We start from the raw sequence: 18,473 nt of genomic DNA, 5'->3' as shown, positions 1-18,473 counted from the left end.
GGATGAAACGATAACAAATACAAAAGGGCAAAATGGAAAGAAATTAGGACCCTCTGCTGCCACCGTTCCATCTTCTCAATCCCCGAAGAAGCTGAAACATCTTAAGAAAGACAGGTCTCCTGACTTATGCATCTCCCTACTCTGAACCCTTCCCATATAACCGCCTAATTTAATAAGCTTTTTTATACAGTGGTTTGTTCATTTCGTCAGCATTTACAGTTGCGGGGGCAGTTCTGGATTTTCACCAGATTCCCAATTAAGCCGTTTCCGGCATCTCAACTTAAGGCAAACACAATATATAGTTTTATTTTTAAGAACTAAAACAATATGTTGATTTTAAACTAAAATCTATCATAGTATAAACTTAGTAATTTATCAAGTATTTTAATTAGTTTTTTGCTGAGTTTTGAAGTAGGATGGTTTATTCCCTAAAAGATATTGCCCATATTGAAAAAATGGATAGGCTATGAAAGTGAATAAAGCTAATATACCAAACACAATTGCACCACTTCCAACCCCAAAATAATTGAGGAGCCAGCCGCCAAACCATGCCGCAGCGCCTTGACCGATAAATTGCAGACCGACAGCCCCGAAATAAGCTCCCCTTAAATTGGATGGCGCAATATCACTAATCAGCACATCCCCAATAATAAAACAAAGAATTTCCCCTACAGAAAAAAGGATCATGGAAACGATGAACAAAATTAGTGAATCAGATACTCCAAAACCCAATATCCCTATTGAAAACAATAGACACCCTGCTTTTAACGCGGTTAAGGAAGAGTACCTCTTCATCATATTTATAATAGGAAACTGTAGGAGAAGAATGGTCAATGCATTGGTGGTAAACAAAATCGTATAAACACCTGCTTTGTCACTGCCTAAATATTGAGAAAGAGTCGTATCAAGATGGGAATAGCCACCAGTTACAAATATATTCCCTATCAGGAAAAAACGAAAAACACGATCCTTGCTAATAATCTTCAAACTCTCACCAAAGGTATTTTTTTCTTCCTTTTCTCTCGTTAACTTAATCGGATATTTGCGGCTCCAAATGAAAATTAGGAACCCGTATAACAGATATATAGATGCACTTATCATAAAGGGAATCATGGTTTGTGCTCCGCAAATGAACAAGCCTATAATCGGTCCAATGGCTCCGCCTAGATTGATGGCAAAATACCGGATGTTGAAAACTTCTACCCTTGCTTCCTGTGGCGTAACATCTACAAGTATGGCTCGTGCAGTCGGTTCAAAAATACTTCGGCACAAACCGTTTAAGGCATTTAGAATAAGGAAATGCCACACCTCTTCTGCTGCAGCGAACCCTAAAAATACACCTCCCCATGTAAAAATGGAGAAAATCATAATCGGATATCTTCCAATTCGGTCCGACATTGCTCCTCCAATGAAACTCGCAAAGGGACTAACAAAAAAACTTACTGCCAAAATGGCGCCAGTCACAGCAGAGTTAAAGCCTTTTACTTCATGTAAATAAATCCCTAAAAACGGAAGACTCATAAAAAAGCCTGTTCTTGCTAAAAAGGTCCCATAAATGATTCCCAAAGCTACCGGGTGAAATTTAGTTATTATCAATGATTTCATATGTCGTTCACACTTCCTAATTAGTTGATAGCTTAAATTTATCAAAGGATTTAAGAAGCTTCTCTGTCAAAATTGCTTTAATTCTTACAGCAACTTTTGAACATAAAAAAAACCATTGCGTATTTTGCAATGGTTTCCGTTTATGTTTTATTTTTCTTACGAAAATCAGAAATCGTCACGCCATATTTTTTCTTGAATATCCTTTCAAAGGTATGAAGGCTGCCAAATCCTACTTCAAAACCAATCGTGGTAATATCAAGGCTCGTGGCCAGCAATAATTCAACTGCCCGCTTCAGCCTAGTATCCGTCACATATTGAGCCGGCGTACAGTCCATCACCTCTTTAAAAGAACGAATCAAATAATACTTACTGAGACTTGATTCGGCTGCTAAAACCTCCAGTGAGATTTCAGAATGATAATTTTCCTCAATATAATCAACAGCTCTCTTAATTAACGGATGGAACCCAAGGGTCACTTCCCTTTTCCATTGTTCGCTATGGGGGCCTTTTTGGATACCTAAAAAAGTCTCCGCTAATTCCCATTCCAGCTCCTCTGTCCTGACAGGATCTGAATTCCCTAAGAGATTCAATCTGATAAGGTCATTCGCAATTTTAATTAATTTTTCAGAAGAGCCATCACCAAAATGTTTGAAGCCCATTTCGCCAAACTCTTTGTTTAAACGGGAGGACACCACCTGTTCAAGAAAGTGCCTATTAATATTAATTAATAAAATTCGGCTCTCCTCTTCACCAGTGAAGTGGAAATGCTTTTCACCAGGCATGGTAATAATCCGATTGCTTTTATTCAAAGAATTCAATTTTTGCTCAAGTTCTAAAAAAGGTGTCCCTAAAATGGGAATGGTAATTTGATAATCATCCCCATGGTCATGTGCCAAGGGATCAGATTCATGAGGCGATAAATGAGTCATCATAAACTTCGTATTATTCAGTTTCAGTCTTAAATACCTCATTTGCCTTCCGCCATTTCAGCATTTATTTTTTTAACTCTTGCAAAATTGAATAAAGCTCTTCAAGGTGCTTTATTTCATAAGAAGGAACCACTTCATTTCGCTCCTTTTTGTGGCGGTTAATCCACACGGATTTAATTCCGGCTCGATTGGCACCGAGAATGTCTGTCATCAGGTTATCGCCAACCATGATAGCTTCCTCCTTATGTAAGGACATCCGTTCCAATGCATGTTCAAAAATAGCTGGATCCGGCTTGCCTCTGCCAAAATCTCCAGAAATGACAATATGGTCAAAATAAGGGACAAGCTCTGGCGTAATCGCAAGTTTAGTATTTTGCAAATCCGGTGATCCATTGGTTAACAGAAGAAGCTGGTAATTATGTTTTAAATCATCCAATATTTTAAAGGTTTCTTCATACACAAATGGCAGGTTACGACGCTCTTGAGGGAATCGCTCTGCTAACTCATGGCCAAAATCAGGGTCCTCTATCCCCATTGCTTTTAATCCCAATGTCCAGGCATCCTTGCGATAAGCCGGAACCGTTTCTTTCATTTTTTTAAACTCATCCTGTTCATCTAAAAAATTGCCCCATAATCCTTCAAAGGGATTGATTCCAATCATTTGGGTAAAAGGATAGAATTCATAGGACGAGTAAAGACTTCTAGCAGTCTCTCGTACGGCTTCTTCAAATTGAATCGGGTCAAGGCCGTGCTTTTCCTGAGCTACCTTACAGGTGGCAGTAAAAGCTTCCTTTATGCTTTTTTGATCCCATAAAAGGGTATCATCTAAATCAAAAAAAATGGCTTTAATCATATCGTTCCTCACCTATTAAAAAGATTTTTTATTAGTTTACCATTTTTACATAAAATTCGTAATATTTTTATTCATTAACTTATACAAAAAGTCCCATCAACTTAATAAAAGGGACCTTCGTTCCCTAAACTTTTTAACAAAGCGTGAACAAAAAAACGCTCAAAATTAATGATGATTTCAAGCGTTTGATTTACTAATTGTATATTTTTTTCAAATTCGGAAACCGAAAGTGGTTTACTATAATAAAATCCCTGAGCCTCTGTACATTTTTGTTGAAGAAGAAATGATATTTGCTCTTTCGCTGCCTGAAACTCAACTATCAAAAAAAGAACCACCTGAGGATAAGGCGGTCCTAAATTGGATCTATTTTGTATTAAACGCTTTCTTTAGGGTGCTGCCTGATTTTTCAAGGGCACGTTTTCCTTGGTCTATCACGGCAGCCATGCTGACAAATCCATGGATTGTTCCGTCGTAGCGAACACATTCCACTTCTACACCGGCTTCAGCAAGCTTCTTCGCGTATTCCTCACCCTCATCTCTGAGAGGATCAAATTCAGCCGTAATCACAAGTGCTGGCGGAAGGTCTTTAAAATCTTCATACAGAATTGGCGATAAAAGCGTGTTATGCTTATCTTCTTCACTATTTAAATAACAAGCCCTAAACCATTCCATCGTTCCTTTTGTTAAGAAATATCCTTCTGCATTTTCCCTCATAGAAACAGTTGGTTCTCCTCCAACGTTTGTACTTGGATAAATTAATAGTTGGAAGCATATAGCTGGGTAGTTATTATCCTTGGCCAGATTCGTAACGACCGCCGCCAAATTTCCACCGGCACTATCTCCACCAACCGCAATCCGGGAACGGTCAACTTGAAAAGCTTCTGCATTTTCGAAAACATACTGAACTGCCGCATACGAATCTTCCACTGCAGCAGGGAATTTATGCTCAGGCGCTAGACGATAATCGACTGAAATTGTTACACAATTGGCTAGATTAGTTAATGTCCGGCATACATTATCATGAGTTTCAATGTTTCCGATAACCCAACCGCCGCCATGATAAAAGACCAGTGCGGGATAGTTAGCTTGACTTTCCTTTGGATAATAGATTCGAACAGGAATGTTCGTCACTGGACCAGGGATTGTCCGATCTTCTATTTTACCTACTTCCTCTAACTCAGCCTGTGGCAATAAAAACGCTCGTCTTGCTTGCTCAGGAGTTAAAGTTTCCATAGGAGGAGCTCCGGCAGCAGCTAACTGATCTAAAACTAATTTTGTTTGTGGATCTAGTGACATGAATTCGCCTTCCTTCTGTTAGAATATTCTTACATTAATTCAATTCGAGATAAGGCATTTATTTCCTTCTATCGGAAATTATTTGTTAACCATAGAATAAATGAGGCACACATCGAGTAAACGATGGCTATTGTGTCCGATTCCGTGCCCTATTCGGACAGCTTTGGGGATTACAAGGTCGTTCGTGTCCGAATAAGGTGCTCTTCATTTAATACTTATCGGTAATGCTGTTTGAAAAACAGTAATTTTTGCGAAATAGCTTTTAACTAAAATCTTTCCAGATAAAATCAACACTAAGCATACCGACAAATTCTTCTGTTAATGGATCTGGTTCTTTGGTTGCTGCTGCTGGATTGCGGAAACAAACGAGGTGTTTATAATAGCCGAACTTTCGGCAAGTATCAGGCCGAGCTGCATGAATTCCACATCTATCTTTATCAAGGTCGTAGAATATACATGTTCCATAATATCTTTTTTGATTTTGAAGCTGTAGACGTAATTTAACTGGCATTGTTTTGATCTTTGTTTTAATTCTTTTTAATTCCTTTGATGTGACGGGCACAGGACCGCAGCATAGACCTCTACAGCCTTGACATGGAAGACTTTCCATAAATCTCTCCCTTTATTATCTATTTATTTATTAATCTCATAAAAGTAAGGTCGTCCAATTTTTCTGAAAATCCCCATTTATGATAAAAAGGGACCATTTCTGGGCGGCAATATAATTCGAAATGTTTTACATCTCTTAGAGAAGGTTCTTCTAGAATAGTATTTATTATAGCAGAACCTAGATCCCTGCCTCGATAGGATTCCTTTACTATAACATCAAAAATCATCGCCTTATAGACATAGTCCGTTAATACACGCGCAAAAGCAATTAACTCATATGTCCCTGGATCAATATATCCTACAATGAAGTCTGAATGTTCAACCATCCGCTTAATATCGGAAAGTTCTCGTCCTTTTGTCCACCATTCTAACTGAAATATTCTTTCTAACTGGAACAATTGCTCGTTGGAAAGCTGAGTTACAATATTAAAATCCATTTAATTTCACCTTTCGATTTAATATCGAGTTAATCTTTTCATAATCTCTCTTTTTCTATCCCTATCTTGAATTCGCGTTAAATCAAGGGCATACTCATGTCCTTTATGCTTTGCCCGCAAAATTTCTCTAATCGCCTGTTTTACACTGTCTTCATCATCTATAACAACAATGACATTTCTAAGCATTGTTTCCCCTTTCCCTTCTATTAGGGTGTAAATTGCCTGGCTTAGTCTGTTTGGCATTTATTTTTATTACAAATTTCTTCACGTCCCGTAATAAATAGACGTAAGTTTGATAAGCGATGTTTCAGAAAATTTTTTCTTTTATAGAATAAACCTTTTATTTCTATTTCCCTCAAAATATTGAACAGTGTTTATTGAAGGGAATGGAGCCATTCAATATCCAAAGAGTGGGCTGGTCTAATTGGTCAAAATTATCGAGAGTTTTTCATGTCCCCATGGGTTGTGCTCATCCCGCTCACTTGTTATTTTCTCCCAATCATGATTATTAATATGGTTAAGAAAGAAATTGAAGCATCCTTGGACATCCATTCACTCGGAATGACCTTTAAAAAGAAAAAGAAGAAACATAATGAAGCGGCTAGTAAAAATAATTTAGGCATAAAACCAGATTTTACTTTTCAAAAATAATGACCAATAATTAACAACAGGGTGTCAGGTGCCTTAGAATTTTTCACAAAGGCACCTGATACCCTAATTTAATTTTGCTAGTTTTCTTTGTAAATAGTTTCTTCTTTCTTTAACATAGTTGGAAATGACCTCTATTTCTTGATCGAATTGGTCTATGTTTTGTTTTTTATATGGGTCTTGCAGGACATAGGGGCGAATTAATTGAAGGAGCTTTTCTGCTCTTGGAATCATAAATTCTACTGTAAACTGGTTTTTCATAATGTCTTCAAGCAGATTTCGATATTGCCTCCGAAAACTGTCCACATTTAACAATCTTGCTGTCAAGGTGTTAAAACCTTCAATCGGCACATAATTTGCCTCCATCACTTTTCCGTTCACATCCCTCCCCCATGTTGCATCGTAATCCCAAGGAATGACTTCAAATAACTTTGTTTCACGGTTTCTGTAAAGAGCATAATTATGAACAAACCCGTCATAGTTAGCAGTAAAGATAATCCCGGCAATCCAGCGGAGGTATTTATCGACATCCACGTATTTCGGAATTTCCTTTTCAAATTCCGGGACAGGTATGGTGTTAATCTTAATGATAAATTCCTGCAAAAAGAAATCATCAGTCTCCGGCCCAAATTTTCTTTCATAGCCTAGTTCCAATGATTTTTTTATTTCCTTATCCAAATCACTCATTAAGGAAAAATTAGCATCACCATCAACTGCATAGAAAATGCTCCCTGTTGGGAGGTTTCTACGCTTTAAAAAATGCTGATCCACTGATTCAATTTCTAAATAAACCCCCTCAAATTTTCCATTAAGCGTTAATAAAACATGCTGGGATTGTGGCGAGAGAACCCCAAGCTCCGAAAAAAAGTCAAAGGACAACTTGTTCCGTATTAACGATGGGTCCTTGTACTCTGCATTTAAATGGATTTGTTTTGAACCTTTAAACATATTGGGTTTATAGAAAGAAATTTGATAAGACTTTTTCGAAAAATCACGGATATGAGACCCACGGTAGCTTATATCAATTTCGAGTCTTTTACCATCCACTTTTAATTGTGCCGGAATTGGGTCATCAATCCAAATGTCTCGTTTAAGCTCTTTAATATCAAAAGGGTTAATGAAAAGCTTATATTGCGGAATATTAGCTCCCTCGTCCATGACCTTCTCCTCCCTCCATTATTCGTATGAATAAAAATAGGGAGATGTCACGCCATGAGTGCATTTTTTCCTGCGTTAGGCGTTTGTCCCAAACAAAAGCTCACTTTCATACGTAAATTGTAAAAAGAAGAGTGAGTTTTATAGACAAACACTGTCAATCAGTTTTCGTACTCCCTTTTCTATTTTTAAAGGAGGTGCAAAAATGAGCGAATTTACTTCAGATGATATTCAATCCGCTGCAGACGAGGCTAGACGAGGCGGGTTGTGGGATTTCATGTTCAGAGACCCTGGGCATAATCGCGGCACTTCACGCAGAAGAACTTCTAGAAACCAAAATACTTCAAGGAGAAACACTTCAAGAAGAAACACTTCAAGTAGAAATACTTCAAGAAGAAATACTTCAAGAAGAAATACTTCAAGGAGATTCACTTTTAGATTATTCACTTCAAGAAGAAATACTTCAAGAAGAAATACTTCAAGAAGAAACACTTCAAGAAGAAACACTTCAAGAAGAAATACTTCAAGGAGAAATACTTCAAGCAGAAATACTTCAAGAAAGAACACTTCCAGAATGAACACTTCCCGTCGCAATACTTCAAGGAGAAACACTTCAAGCCGTTGTACATCAAGACGTCGTACATCAAGACGCCGTACATCTAGACGTTGTACATCTAGAAAAAGATGCCACACTACTTGCTACCGTAATAGCGAGATAAAGAAATGCTGGGATAGAAGTAATAATCAGAATTATTTCAGAAAAAGAAACTGTAGATAAGATACCGAAACTGTTCAGGTAAAAAAGGGAAAGGAGCCAAAGACCCCTTTCCCATCTTTATTTATATTATTTTTCAGGAATGGCACAGCTGCCATCATCACAGCTTACATCTGCATCTGTAGACAAATCCTGCAGCACCGGTGAAGCTGATTCTTCCTCCCATACCTTAAGTAGCGCACCCTTAAAGGTTTCAATAGGCTGGGCTCCAGAAATAGCATATTTTTGGTTAAGAACAAAATAAGGAACACCACGAACTCCATATTGCTGAGCTAAGGACTCGTCAAACCTTACATCCTGTGCAAATGAGTTTTTATCTGCTAATAAGTTCAAGACTTCTTGACGATCAAGGCCTGCCTCAACTGCAATTTCTACTAAGGTTTCATGCTCTCCAATATGCTTTGAATCTGTAAAATAAGCTTGAAGAAGTTTTTCCGATACTGTCGCTTCTTTTCCTTTTGTTTTAGCAAATTTCGCTAACCGATGTGCATCAAATGTGTTAGTCGGCTTCATTTCATCAAAATTAAAGGTCAAACCAACCGTTGCTGCCTGCTGACCAACGTTTCGATTTGCCTGCTTCGCCTGCTCAATACTCATACCATATTTTTTAGCAAGGACCTCATGAATATTTTGACCGCTATTCTTCGGAGAATTCGGATCAAGCTCGAAGCTTTTAAATTCTACCTCAACCTGCTCTTTATGTGGAAACTGGGCAAGCGCCTCTTCTAATCGACGTTTTCCAATATAACAAAATGGACATACATAATCAGACCATACCTCAATTTTCAAGTTCTGCACCTCATTTATCTTAGGTTGGTTTTATAGTAACACATCGGGAAACAAATCCAATAGAAGGATGCTCATGGAAGGAGTAAGCGAAGGGTTGAATTTGGCTGAAATTAATAGTGCCCTCCATTTTGAAGGGCACTTCTTACATTGGTTTTAATCATTTTCCCGTTCAAATTCATCTTCCAATCTTCTAATCTCATCAATTGATTTTTCAAGGGCAGCTTGAGGGCCTTTAAAGTTCTTTTTATAATAACCAAAATCCATAATCAGCAGTAGAACAAACATTCCTCCAAGCGCGTATGCCGCCATTTGATTTGGCGGAATGACCATGATGACGCAAATAAACACGATCCAAATCAAGCTGATAATATTAATCGGCCTACTCCATTTTCCAAGGCTCCAAGGACCGTAATGCTTCGGTAAAAAGATTCCCTTTGACTCTGCTCTAAGCTTTAAATAAATCGGGATTCCATAGGCGACATATAACCCCACCACACTAACCGCTGTTAAAAAGGCAATCGTGGAGTACCCGACATTTGGGTTAATCAGCTTTGTGATGTAGTCTATCAATGCTAAGACGAAGGAAAGTATAACCGAAAGCCAAATGGCTTTTGCCGGAGTACGGAACTTGCGGCTGATTTCTGCCCAGTGGCGGCTCAGAGGCATTCCATTGTCTCTCGAAAAAGCATACATCATCCGTGAAAACGAGGTGATGGAAGATAAGCCACAGAAAAACATGGCGAAGGTTACGAGCCAAAGGACGACTTTACCAAACGTACCGCCTAATGCCTGGCTGATGACATAAATAAAGGCATTATCAGAGTTGACTGCACCGCTTGCATCATGGATGGAAAGCGTAACGAAGGAAAGCATGATAAAACCAAAAACGAACGAAAAAGCAACCGAGTTAAAAATCCCCCATGGGGCGCGAACCCGCGGGTGGACCGTTTCCTCAATCGTATGAGCAGATGCATCGTAGCCTGTAAACGTCCATTGTGCTTGCAATAATCCAATTAGGAAAGCGAGAAAATAGGGTTTATCGGAAAAGGTTTGCCCGACTTTAAACAAATAATCAATTGGCTGCAAGCCATTTTTTGTAAAAAATGCCAGACTGACTACCAAAATAGCTACCACAATCATATGGTACCAGGCAGAAAAATCATTAAGTTTTGCAACGATTTTGATCCCTACATGATTGAGGATTCCGTGTAAAAGGAGAACAGCGCCAAAGAAAATTAGAGTGGTAGTATCGGTGGAAGAATAGTCGAAGATTCCTGCCAGGAGCGGATCGGCGAATAAGGCTACAGAGTAATCAATTCCGGCAACAATGCCAATTTGACCAATTAAGTTAATCCATGCAGTGTACCAGCCAATCCTTGTTCCTTTCAAGGCAGCGGCCCAATGATATAGGGCACCTGCAGTAGGAATGGCTGATGCCAGCTCTGAAAGGGAAGCAGCTATGAGAAGGACGAAAAAAGCGACGATTGTCCATCCAAATCCCATCATCCCTGGGCCGCCATAGAGTAAGCCATGACCATAAAGCGATACGGCACCGGTTAAAATGGAAATAATAGAAAAAGAAATGGCAAAGTTTGAAAAACCACCCATATCACGCAGCAATTCTTGGGCATAGCCATAACGATTGAGATGTTTTCGATCCTCCAACAACTGTTGGTCCTTATTTTTCATTTCCCTAGCTCCTTTCTATTTGTTATCCCTTCCGACAAAAATTTCATGTTCTTCTTCATTAAAGGCTCTGACATTTTTATTTGCCCTCACACCAATGGCTGCTCCAACAGCTAGTGTGAACAACACTAAAGCAAATCCAATTAAAACCCCCATTCTTTCCCCTCCTTCCTTTCCTATTTCAACAAAAGACAAACAAGACTATAACTCTAGTTTCACACCGCTCACCTTTTGTTCAATCATTCTTCGTAGAACGGTTCCTATGTGAGCGCCAGCTTCTATTGGAGGGGTACCCAGCGGATGGATATTCGAGATGACGTTGCGGTCTGATTCAATTATCCCCTTTCGCGGCCGGTAACACATATACGCACTCATCGAGCTTGCTGACACAAGCCCAGGACGTTCGCCGATTAAAAGCACGAGTACCTCCGGCTCGAGGATTTCACCAATATGGTCCATACAGGCAACCCTTCCCCCTTTGACAAAAAAAGAAGTTCCACATGATAGATTGTTTATTTTCAATGAATCTATCAGGGCAGGGTAAACATCTTTTAGGTTTGTCTCAACGGCACTGGCACTCAGTCCATCGGAAACAACAATTTGAACTTGAGGGCGATTTTGACAGCGGCTGTTGATACTGTCAACGGCAGCGTCCGTAAGCACCCGGCCCTTATCTGGCCTTTTCAGGTAAACTTCTTTATTTTCATAGCAGGTCTCAACAGTAAATAAATTGAATTCCTCTAAGTATTTTTCTAGGACCTCACTGCCAACCGCATCAATAGCAGCTGCATGATCGAACTGCAGCTTTAACATTGTTTTCGTTAATGGCCGGGTGCCTGTTCGCCAGACTCCAATTCGTGCAGGGGTCGAGGCGGTCAACTCCGCCACTCCTTCCTGATAGGCAGGCAGCGGAATCGATGTTTTCCAATCCTGTTCTGAAAAAATTAAACCTTTTTCGATAATTTCTTTTACATTCTCCCTGGCAATATTATGGTCGGGTGTAAACCTTTTTTGCAGCTGTTCCATTACTTTTTGAACAATTAATTCAATCTGTCCCTCATTCATTCTTGAACCCTCCTTTCTACAAAAATATCGTCGGATCTCCTGCACGCTCTGTTAATTTGCCGTTTTCCATAATGCCTATTTTCTCCAGCCATTTCTCGAAATAAGGGGCAGGTCGTAAACCCAGAACACCTCTTACCGATGCAATATCATGAAAGCTCGTGGATTGATAATTGAGCATGCAATCATCAGCCATTGGCACACCAATAAGGAAATTGACCCCTGCAGAACCAAGGAGAATCGCAAGGTTTTCCATATCATTTTGATCGGCTTTCATATGATTTGTATAACAAACATCGACCCCCATTGGTATCCCCTGCAGTTTCCCCATAAAATGATCCTCAAGTCCTGCCCTAATCACCTGCTTGCTGTTATACAGGTACTCAGGACCAATAAATCCGACAACTGTGTTGACGATAAAGGGGTGATATTTTTTAGCGAGACCATAACATCTCGCTTCAAGTGTTACTTGGTCAATGCCATGATGGGCATCCGATGATAACTCAGAACCCTGTCCTGTTTCAAAGTACCAGAGATTCGGGCCAGCTGACGTTCCTTCTTTTTGAATTAAATCATTCGCTTCATCTAATAATGCAACACTTATTCCAAAAGCCTTGTTACCTGACTCCGTTCCAGCTAAGCTTTGAAAAAGCAAATCGGACGGCGCCCCATTTTTTATCGCTCGCATTTGCGTGGAGACATGGGCCAATACACAGTTTTGTGTAGGGATTTGAAAACGGTCCATTTCCTCTTTCGTCATTTGTAAAATTTGCTTTACACTTTCAGCTGTATCAATCACGGGATTAATGCCAATGACCGCATCGCCGATTCCATAGCTTAATGCTTCATAAAGGGATGCTTTGATGCCTTGGATAGAGTCGTTCGGATGGTTGGGCTGTGCCCTGCCGGAAAGCGTTCCTTTATATCCTATTGGAAAATTGCACTGAGTTATGACTTCTATTTTCGATGCAGCTTGAATTAAATCCAAATTGGACATAATTTTCGTGACGGCTGCAACCATTTCACTTGTGAGGCCCATCCTGAGGCGAGTGATTTCCATGTTAGCTGTGGTATCGGATAGAAGAGTTTCACGCAGGTCACTGACGGTACAATTGGCAATTGATTGATAGATTTTTTCATTGATTGAATTTTCTATTACTCTCGATACCTCGTCCTCTTCGGGGGCGAGGACTGGGTTGTTTCGAATATCGTTAAGGGTTAAGTCAGCCAGAAGGTGCCGTGCGGCGAGCCGCTCCTGAGCATCCTTTGCCGCGATGCCCGCAAGCTGATCGCCAGACTTTTCTTCATTAGCTTTTGCGAGGATTTCTTTTAAATTACTAAATTGATAAGTTTTATTTAGCAAAGTAATTTTTGTTTTCATTGCTTTCACCTCCTAAATGCTAGCGTTTTGACGACAACCGGCACTATCGTGTCTGTTAACGGTTCGCCAATATCGATGTAATCACCATGTTCAATTTTAATTTGATCGATACAAATAACATCGAAGGCAAATTGCAGCTGTAACGTCTGTCCTAAGGCCTTTGCCATATCATTTTCACAAACTACTACTAGAATCTCACTACGAGGAAAATATTTATAGTAAAGGGTTCCGATGACAGAGGATAAGTCTTTCATTTTTTCATAGGTTAAATATTCTGTCCCAGATAAACCAATGGCAAAGGGTAATCGTTCATTTCTACCAAACATTTCTTTTCCAAGTAAAAGGTTTCGTTTAATCTCCTCGACTGAAAGAGTTATTTTAATAACGGGAATGTTTCGTAACGGCAGACGGTTCGCTTGGATCAAAATTGTCGCCCCACTGATCTTGGTCGTTTGCATCCCGGCCCCGATGACAGTTGCCCTTGAGGTTTGCAAAGGCTTGATGACCTGGAAATGGTAATCTATTATTTTTTGATTTATACTGTTTGCCAGCAAGGGTCCAAAGTCATTATATTTCGCTGCCTCTTCCATTGTAGTTGGGGGTCCTGCTAAGGTGAGACTCCCTACTCCTCCAGATATCATTACTTCATCAATCGTTGGCAATGCCTCACATGATGAACTATGAACCAATGTATTTAGTGAATGGATGGATTTTTTACCAGCTAAACAATCCAGCATATCAATGACTAGTGCCGTACTGATTTCAGATAAGATCTTTTGCGTCAGCTGCATGCCCTTTTCTATTTGAAATTTTTTTAAAAAAAGCCAGGGCCTTATGGAAGGTGAAACTGCTAAGACTTCACCATTCGGATTGATTTCTATTAATCTGCCTCCAACATGAAACGTAATTGTTTCAAGAACTTTACCTTGTTGAAAAAGAACCACATTTGCCGTACCGCCGCCAATGTCAATATTGGCCACTATTCCCTTCGTCTTATTGGAATGCTCATGGGCGCCCGAGCCTCTTCCAGCTAAAACCGCCTCTAAGCTGGCACCCGCTATCGCAACCACAAAGTCCCCCGCTCGTTCGGCTAAATAATGAATCAAGGCATCTGCATTCTTTTTAATGGCTGTTTCACCCGTAATTACGACAGCCCCAGATTGTATATCCGAAATGGTTAGACCCGCTTGAAGGTATTCTTTTTCTAGCCAAGCAACTAATTGTGTTAGGTCGATTTCCTCTTCGTCTATCAGTGGTGTTGATATGATTTCACTTACAAAGGTGACCTTGCGCTCGATAATATCAAAATGCGGCAGAGCAAACTGACTTGACACCCGTCCAAATGTCAATTCGCTCATCATCAATTTGGTCGTACTCGTGCCGATATCGATTCCTACACTTTTTATTACTTTATTGCTCAAGCTAGGTCACCTCCTGATTTAGTCATGTTTTGCACCAGATTATTCCAATTGCTCTGACTATATTCGGAAATGAGTCGATTGACATCTCATCATTTTTAACATTAATTTTTGGAATAAAATGTCTAATTGTCCAAACTTTATAAAAAATGTCCAAACATCTTTGAAAAATGTCCAATCCACCGAAAAAAAAGTCCAAAGCACCCTTAAAAATGTCCAAAACACTAAAAAAAATGTCCAATCTAGATTTCGCTTTTAAAGATACTCCAGAATAGCCGCCCGAAGCTCTGAAATTCCTGCCAAAGTAACCGATGATACCCGAAAAATAGCTTGAATAGGCAGGACTTGCCTCAATATCTGCTCAGACCGCATTAAATCTGCATTGGGATGATCAATTTTTGTAATCACACCCACAGCAACTATAGGAAATCCCCCCGAAAAATTAGGTGGAAGTACTTGATAATGCTTGGTGGCATCCTGTATCACCAGCAATACGCGTGCTTCCAATGACGTCGCGATTAAGGAACGATAAAACATCGGGTTTTCACTATATTCACCTGGTGTATCAATAATCCAGTCTTTATAGTTAAGTGCCTGAGTTTTCTTGACTGGAGATGACTCCTCCAATAATCGCGCCGCTAATGTGGATTTTCCTGAACCAATTGGACCAATCAGCATAACCTTACCTTTTTTCATGACCGTGTGATTTCCGCAGGTTCAAACTTTAAATGCCTGCATAAAAAGTGATTAATGGCTTGTATGGCCATTTCAACATTTGACACAGTTCCACAAATAACCAACGATCCAGTAAAACGGTCTAAGTAACCTATCTCGATATCCGCAGCTTTTGTGGCAATGTCGGCCGCAATAATGGCCGTTTCAACAGGGGTTAATGTTAAAATTCCGATCGCTCCAGCCTGTCCGATACCCAGCTTTGTATATAAAGCTTCATCTGGGTTGGCAATGATGTGAGCTAATGTTAGTTGTTTACCGGGAACATATTCTTGAATGACGCGCTGCTTTTTCTCAGTCATAGAATTCAACACCTTTTTACAAACTAATGTTGCTATAATTTTCCTACCCTATTAAAATGTTAGATGAGGAGTTTTTGCAATTTTCTTAATTATATCAGCAAACGTCTCCGCTGCGGCCATACAGGCAGATTGGCTTCCTGTTAATAGGCCGCCTCCAAAGTTAGTTTCCGTCGGCGGACCATAAAACACACAAAGCCTTACATCTGCAGCCTTCAAGGCGGCGTCCAGACCGACCATGGCTTCAAGCGGCGGTGCGATTAAATACGCTAAGGGCTCTCCTGGATTGATTCCGGCCATTTTGGATAAATAGGTTCCTGTTCTGGAAATCGTGTGGGCATAATAGGCATGTTCTCCTGCTTCGTCCATTGCATAAAATGCGGGACCTTCGTTTATCATTTGAATCGCAATTTCAAGACCGCTCTTTACTTCTGATGGAGTTGCTGCTCCTAAAATGCCCAAAAACTCTCCTGATAATGGACCAGAAGCATGAGCAGCCCCTGCGTAGAAGGACTTCGCATATACAACCTCAACAGCAGATTTCTTTGTCGCTTCGTCTAATGCGGTATACCCAACATCGTCACTAGTACTTGTAACTAAGGCAAGACTCTTAATATGATCCTGGAGCTTAAGTGACTCTCTTAATCCAGTATCGACATTCGGGATGATACGGCTTGCCAGTGCAAGAGAGGGAACTTTTTTTACTTCCATGTAATCACCTCCTATAACTAAGAAGTGCCCTGAAAACAGCGCTAGACTGCATACAAGGCACCAAATCCAGCATCTATTTACTTATATATATATCTGCTTCTTTCAATCTATGACTTATTAAGTCGGAATGTTGGCCAAATGTTCTAACGACTTATTTTTAACGTAATCATTACTATATTAAATCTAGGAGGATTTTTGCTTGAAACTTACTTTAAATGAATTGGAAAAAGACGAATTGGTCCATATTACACAGGACAATATGATTGAGCTTATGCGCTATTGGAGTGAATGTACCGACCAATTTCAAGTCGTGGAAGATCAGCAAAGCTTCCGAGTAAAGTCCTATTTGCCTCATCCATTATTTAATAACATCCTAAAGACAGCCATTAATCATGACGAAACGGAATCAGTCATGCAAATAGTAAAAGAATATAAGGACCAAAAGGTTCCTTTTCTTTGGCGAATTTGGGACCATGACACTCCAGTAAATATCGAGGAAATTTTGTTAGAAAATGGCGGGCAGCAAATACCTAATACAACGCTTATGGCCATTGATTTAGGTTCTTTTCATCCGTTGACAGAGCCATATCCAGGCCTCATCATTCAACGAGTTAAAAATAAACACGATGGATTAAATTTTTCAAAATGTGCTTCAAGCGCATTTGGTATACCTTCAGATTTAACTAATGTCATGGCTGAAGTAATCGCAAAGCAGGACCAAAACACATCCCATTATGTTGGATTTATCAACGGATCCGCCATTTCTACGTCATCCATTTTTTACAACAATGATGTTGCAGGTATTTATAATGTTGGAACCTTACTTGATTTTCAGGGCAAAGGAATCGGGTTAGAAATGATGACCACTATTCTTCTAAAAGCAAAACTTGATGGATATAAAACGGCCATTTTGCATGCTACCCCTGCAGGAAAGAGACTATATGAAAAGCTTGGATTCAACACATATGGTGAAATGAGACAATATTTATTTGTCTAATAATTAATATGAAAATGCATCGGTCGCTTTTTATTTCTCAAAAGGGTTTCTACTTTAAAAATAGAAGTATTAATTAAAAAATAACAGAGGTGATGTTTGTTGAAGGAATGGACAAAAGAAATTGAAATCGATGCTCCCATTGACTATATATGGGATTTATTAGAAGGACCCTTGGAAAAAATGCAAAAAATTATGCCACAGGTGGTCGACCACCAACCAGTGAAGCTGACGGATGAAGTGGTGGGAAGTATTTACCGTCAGAAATATAAGGAAGGGAAACGGATTGAAGAGTATGATGTGGAAACACTAGACTACCTAAATACTCCTGACAAAAAGAAATTAAAGGTTGGATTTACTCTTGCTAAAATGTTCGAGATTACAGCTTTATATGAGCTAAACCCACTCAACGAAAACAAAACTCTATTTAAATACACCTGTACAAATCGTCCATTGAAATCATTCCTCAGATTATTCATGTTGCTTGCAAGTGATCGCGTTGTGGTCCAATTTTGTGAGAGAGTTAAGGAAACAGCAGAAGATGAGTTCAAAGACTCAAAGTTTATATTAAAGTAGTTTTCCCAAATAGAAAGGTGATTTTTATGACTAATGACTATCGTTTTTCACATCGGTTAAAGGTTCGTTATTCAGAAATTGATGGACAAAAGATTGTGTTTAATGCCCATTATCTGACTTATATCGATGTGGCCGTAACGGAATATTTTCAAGAAGGGTTAAAACTGGAATTGGGAGAATCAGATTTTGATTTTGTCTTGGCAAAGTCCACTTTGGAATATAAAAAATCCGCCCATTTAAATGACTGGTTAACTATTTGGTGCCGAATAGGTAAAGTCGGCAAAACGAGTATGACAATGAATTGTATGATTACAAGAGAGGGGGAAGAAGACCCCATCCTCTTAGCAGAGATTATTTACGTCAGTTATAATGCTGAAACGAATTCCTCCCAGCTAGTTCCTGATTTTGTCCGCACCCGAATCGAAGCATTTGAAAATGATAGCTTTTCATTGAGCTGAATCTAATAACCTTTACTTATCGCCATTTTGTGGATATAATTTAACTATAATATCATATAC

The 18,473-nt window shown here is 39.4% G+C and carries 23 protein-coding genes and 1 riboswitch; of the genes, 5 read left to right on the top strand and 18 right to left on the bottom strand.

The window, feature by feature from the left end; genetic code table 11:
* Positions 1–93 precede the first annotated feature (93 nt).
* Positions 94–293: riboswitch (cobalamin riboswitch) on the bottom strand.
* 91 nt (positions 294–384) lie between these two features.
* The 8 genes from AC59HZ_RS15195 to AC59HZ_RS15160 all read right to left on the bottom strand — a co-directional run bounded on the left by AC59HZ_RS15195 (position 385) and on the right by AC59HZ_RS15160 (position 5,972).
* Positions 385–1,605, bottom strand: a complete 1,221-nt coding sequence (locus tag AC59HZ_RS15195; protein ID WP_496546651.1) for an MDR family MFS transporter — start codon at positions 1,603–1,605, stop codon at positions 385–387.
* Positions 1,606–1,745: 140 nt separating this feature from the next.
* Complete coding sequence (locus AC59HZ_RS15190) at positions 1,746–2,576, bottom strand: AraC family transcriptional regulator (RefSeq protein WP_496546650.1); 831 nt, start codon at positions 2,574–2,576, stop codon at positions 1,746–1,748.
* Positions 2,577–2,598: 22 nt separating this feature from the next.
* Complete coding sequence (locus AC59HZ_RS15185) at positions 2,599–3,387, bottom strand: HAD family hydrolase (RefSeq protein WP_496546649.1); 789 nt, start codon at positions 3,385–3,387, stop codon at positions 2,599–2,601.
* Between the two features lie 101 nt (positions 3,388–3,488).
* Entirely contained in the window at positions 3,489–3,710 is a 222-nt protein-coding gene (locus tag AC59HZ_RS15180; RefSeq protein WP_496546648.1) for a hypothetical protein, read from the bottom strand.
* 40 nt (positions 3,711–3,750) lie between these two features.
* A complete protein-coding gene (gene lipP1, locus AC59HZ_RS15175; protein WP_496546647.1) occupies positions 3,751–4,683 on the bottom strand; it encodes a LipP1 family hormone-sensitive lipase in 933 nt (310 codons plus the stop codon).
* Positions 4,684–4,945: 262 nt separating this feature from the next.
* Entirely contained in the window at positions 4,946–5,293 is a 348-nt protein-coding gene (locus tag AC59HZ_RS15170) for a YkgJ family cysteine cluster protein (protein WP_496546646.1), read from the bottom strand.
* A gap of 19 nt (positions 5,294–5,312) precedes the next feature.
* Positions 5,313–5,729 (bottom strand): GNAT family N-acetyltransferase, encoded by a 417-nt coding sequence (locus AC59HZ_RS15165; RefSeq protein ID WP_496546645.1) that lies wholly within the window; start codon positions 5,727–5,729, stop codon positions 5,313–5,315.
* 18 nt (positions 5,730–5,747) lie between these two features.
* A complete protein-coding gene (locus AC59HZ_RS15160) occupies positions 5,748–5,972 on the bottom strand; it encodes a hypothetical protein (protein WP_496546644.1) in 225 nt (74 codons plus the stop codon).
* A 258-nt stretch (positions 5,973–6,230) separates the two neighbouring features.
* Here AC59HZ_RS15160 and AC59HZ_RS15155 point away from each other — a divergent pair, with 258 nt between their 5' ends.
* Complete coding sequence (locus tag AC59HZ_RS15155; protein ID WP_496546643.1) at positions 6,231–6,380, top strand: hypothetical protein; 150 nt, start codon at positions 6,231–6,233, stop codon at positions 6,378–6,380.
* 63 nt (positions 6,381–6,443) lie between these two features.
* Here AC59HZ_RS15155 and AC59HZ_RS15150 read toward each other — a convergent pair whose 3' ends face one another.
* On the bottom strand, positions 6,444–7,535 hold the full coding sequence (locus AC59HZ_RS15150; RefSeq protein ID WP_496546642.1) for a CotH kinase family protein: 1,092 nt from the start codon (positions 7,533–7,535) through the stop codon (positions 6,444–6,446).
* A 202-nt stretch (positions 7,536–7,737) separates the two neighbouring features.
* Here AC59HZ_RS15150 and AC59HZ_RS15145 point away from each other — a divergent pair, with 202 nt between their 5' ends.
* Positions 7,738–8,310 carry a CotG/ExsB N-terminal domain-containing protein gene (locus AC59HZ_RS15145; RefSeq protein WP_496546641.1) on the top strand — a complete coding sequence of 191 codons (573 nt, stop codon included), beginning with the start codon at positions 7,738–7,740 and terminating at the stop codon, positions 8,308–8,310.
* Positions 8,311–8,376: 66 nt separating this feature from the next.
* On the opposite strand, the gene AC59HZ_RS15140 is transcribed toward AC59HZ_RS15145, so the two are convergent.
* The 9 genes from AC59HZ_RS15140 to eutL form a co-directional block, all read right to left on the bottom strand.
* Complete coding sequence (locus AC59HZ_RS15140; RefSeq protein ID WP_496546640.1) at positions 8,377–9,096, bottom strand: DsbA family oxidoreductase; 720 nt, start codon at positions 9,094–9,096, stop codon at positions 8,377–8,379.
* A 153-nt stretch (positions 9,097–9,249) separates the two neighbouring features.
* Positions 9,250–10,785: an amino acid permease gene (locus AC59HZ_RS15135; RefSeq protein ID WP_496546639.1), complete on the bottom strand. Its 1,536-nt coding sequence runs from the start codon at positions 10,783–10,785 to the stop codon at positions 9,250–9,252.
* A gap of 15 nt (positions 10,786–10,800) precedes the next feature.
* The gene (locus AC59HZ_RS15130; protein ID WP_496546638.1) at positions 10,801–10,938 is read right to left on the bottom strand and encodes a hypothetical protein; all 138 of its coding nucleotides are present in this window, start codon (positions 10,936–10,938) and stop codon (positions 10,801–10,803) included.
* A 45-nt stretch (positions 10,939–10,983) separates the two neighbouring features.
* Entirely contained in the window at positions 10,984–11,847 is an 864-nt protein-coding gene (gene eutC, locus AC59HZ_RS15125; RefSeq protein WP_496546637.1) for an ethanolamine ammonia-lyase subunit EutC, read from the bottom strand.
* Positions 11,848–11,863: 16 nt separating this feature from the next.
* The gene (locus tag AC59HZ_RS15120) at positions 11,864–13,225 is read right to left on the bottom strand and encodes an ethanolamine ammonia-lyase subunit EutB (RefSeq protein WP_496546636.1); all 1,362 of its coding nucleotides are present in this window, start codon (positions 13,223–13,225) and stop codon (positions 11,864–11,866) included.
* Between the two features lie 5 nt (positions 13,226–13,230).
* Positions 13,231–14,646 (bottom strand): ethanolamine ammonia-lyase reactivating factor EutA, encoded by a 1,416-nt coding sequence (locus tag AC59HZ_RS15115; protein ID WP_496546635.1) that lies wholly within the window; start codon positions 14,644–14,646, stop codon positions 13,231–13,233.
* Positions 14,647–14,898: 252 nt separating this feature from the next.
* Positions 14,899–15,339 carry a EutP/PduV family microcompartment system protein gene (locus AC59HZ_RS15110; protein ID WP_496546634.1) on the bottom strand — a complete coding sequence of 147 codons (441 nt, stop codon included), beginning with the start codon at positions 15,337–15,339 and terminating at the stop codon, positions 14,899–14,901.
* Positions 15,336–15,677 (bottom strand): ethanolamine utilization microcompartment protein EutS, encoded by a 342-nt coding sequence (eutS, locus tag AC59HZ_RS15105; protein ID WP_496546633.1) that lies wholly within the window; start codon positions 15,675–15,677, stop codon positions 15,336–15,338. Before eutS ends, AC59HZ_RS15110 begins: the two co-directional genes overlap by 4 nt.
* A gap of 51 nt (positions 15,678–15,728) precedes the next feature.
* A complete protein-coding gene (gene eutL / locus AC59HZ_RS15100; protein ID WP_496546632.1) occupies positions 15,729–16,385 on the bottom strand; it encodes an ethanolamine utilization microcompartment protein EutL in 657 nt (218 codons plus the stop codon).
* A 199-nt stretch (positions 16,386–16,584) separates the two neighbouring features.
* Here eutL and AC59HZ_RS15095 point away from each other — a divergent pair, with 199 nt between their 5' ends.
* The 3 genes from AC59HZ_RS15095 (at position 16,585) to AC59HZ_RS15085 (ending at position 18,413) form a co-directional block, all read left to right on the top strand.
* Positions 16,585–17,382 carry a GNAT family N-acetyltransferase gene (locus AC59HZ_RS15095; RefSeq protein WP_496546631.1) on the top strand — a complete coding sequence of 266 codons (798 nt, stop codon included), beginning with the start codon at positions 16,585–16,587 and terminating at the stop codon, positions 17,380–17,382.
* 99 nt (positions 17,383–17,481) lie between these two features.
* Positions 17,482–17,955, top strand: a complete 474-nt coding sequence (locus AC59HZ_RS15090; RefSeq protein ID WP_496546630.1) for an SRPBCC family protein — start codon at positions 17,482–17,484, stop codon at positions 17,953–17,955.
* 26 nt (positions 17,956–17,981) lie between these two features.
* Entirely contained in the window at positions 17,982–18,413 is a 432-nt protein-coding gene (locus AC59HZ_RS15085) for an acyl-CoA thioesterase (RefSeq protein ID WP_496546629.1), read from the top strand.
* Positions 18,414–18,473 lie beyond the last annotated feature (60 nt).

The sequence above is a fragment of the Neobacillus sp. DZ-9 genome, from assembly GCF_059587065.1.
This window is presented reverse-complemented; position numbering and strand designations above follow the sequence as displayed.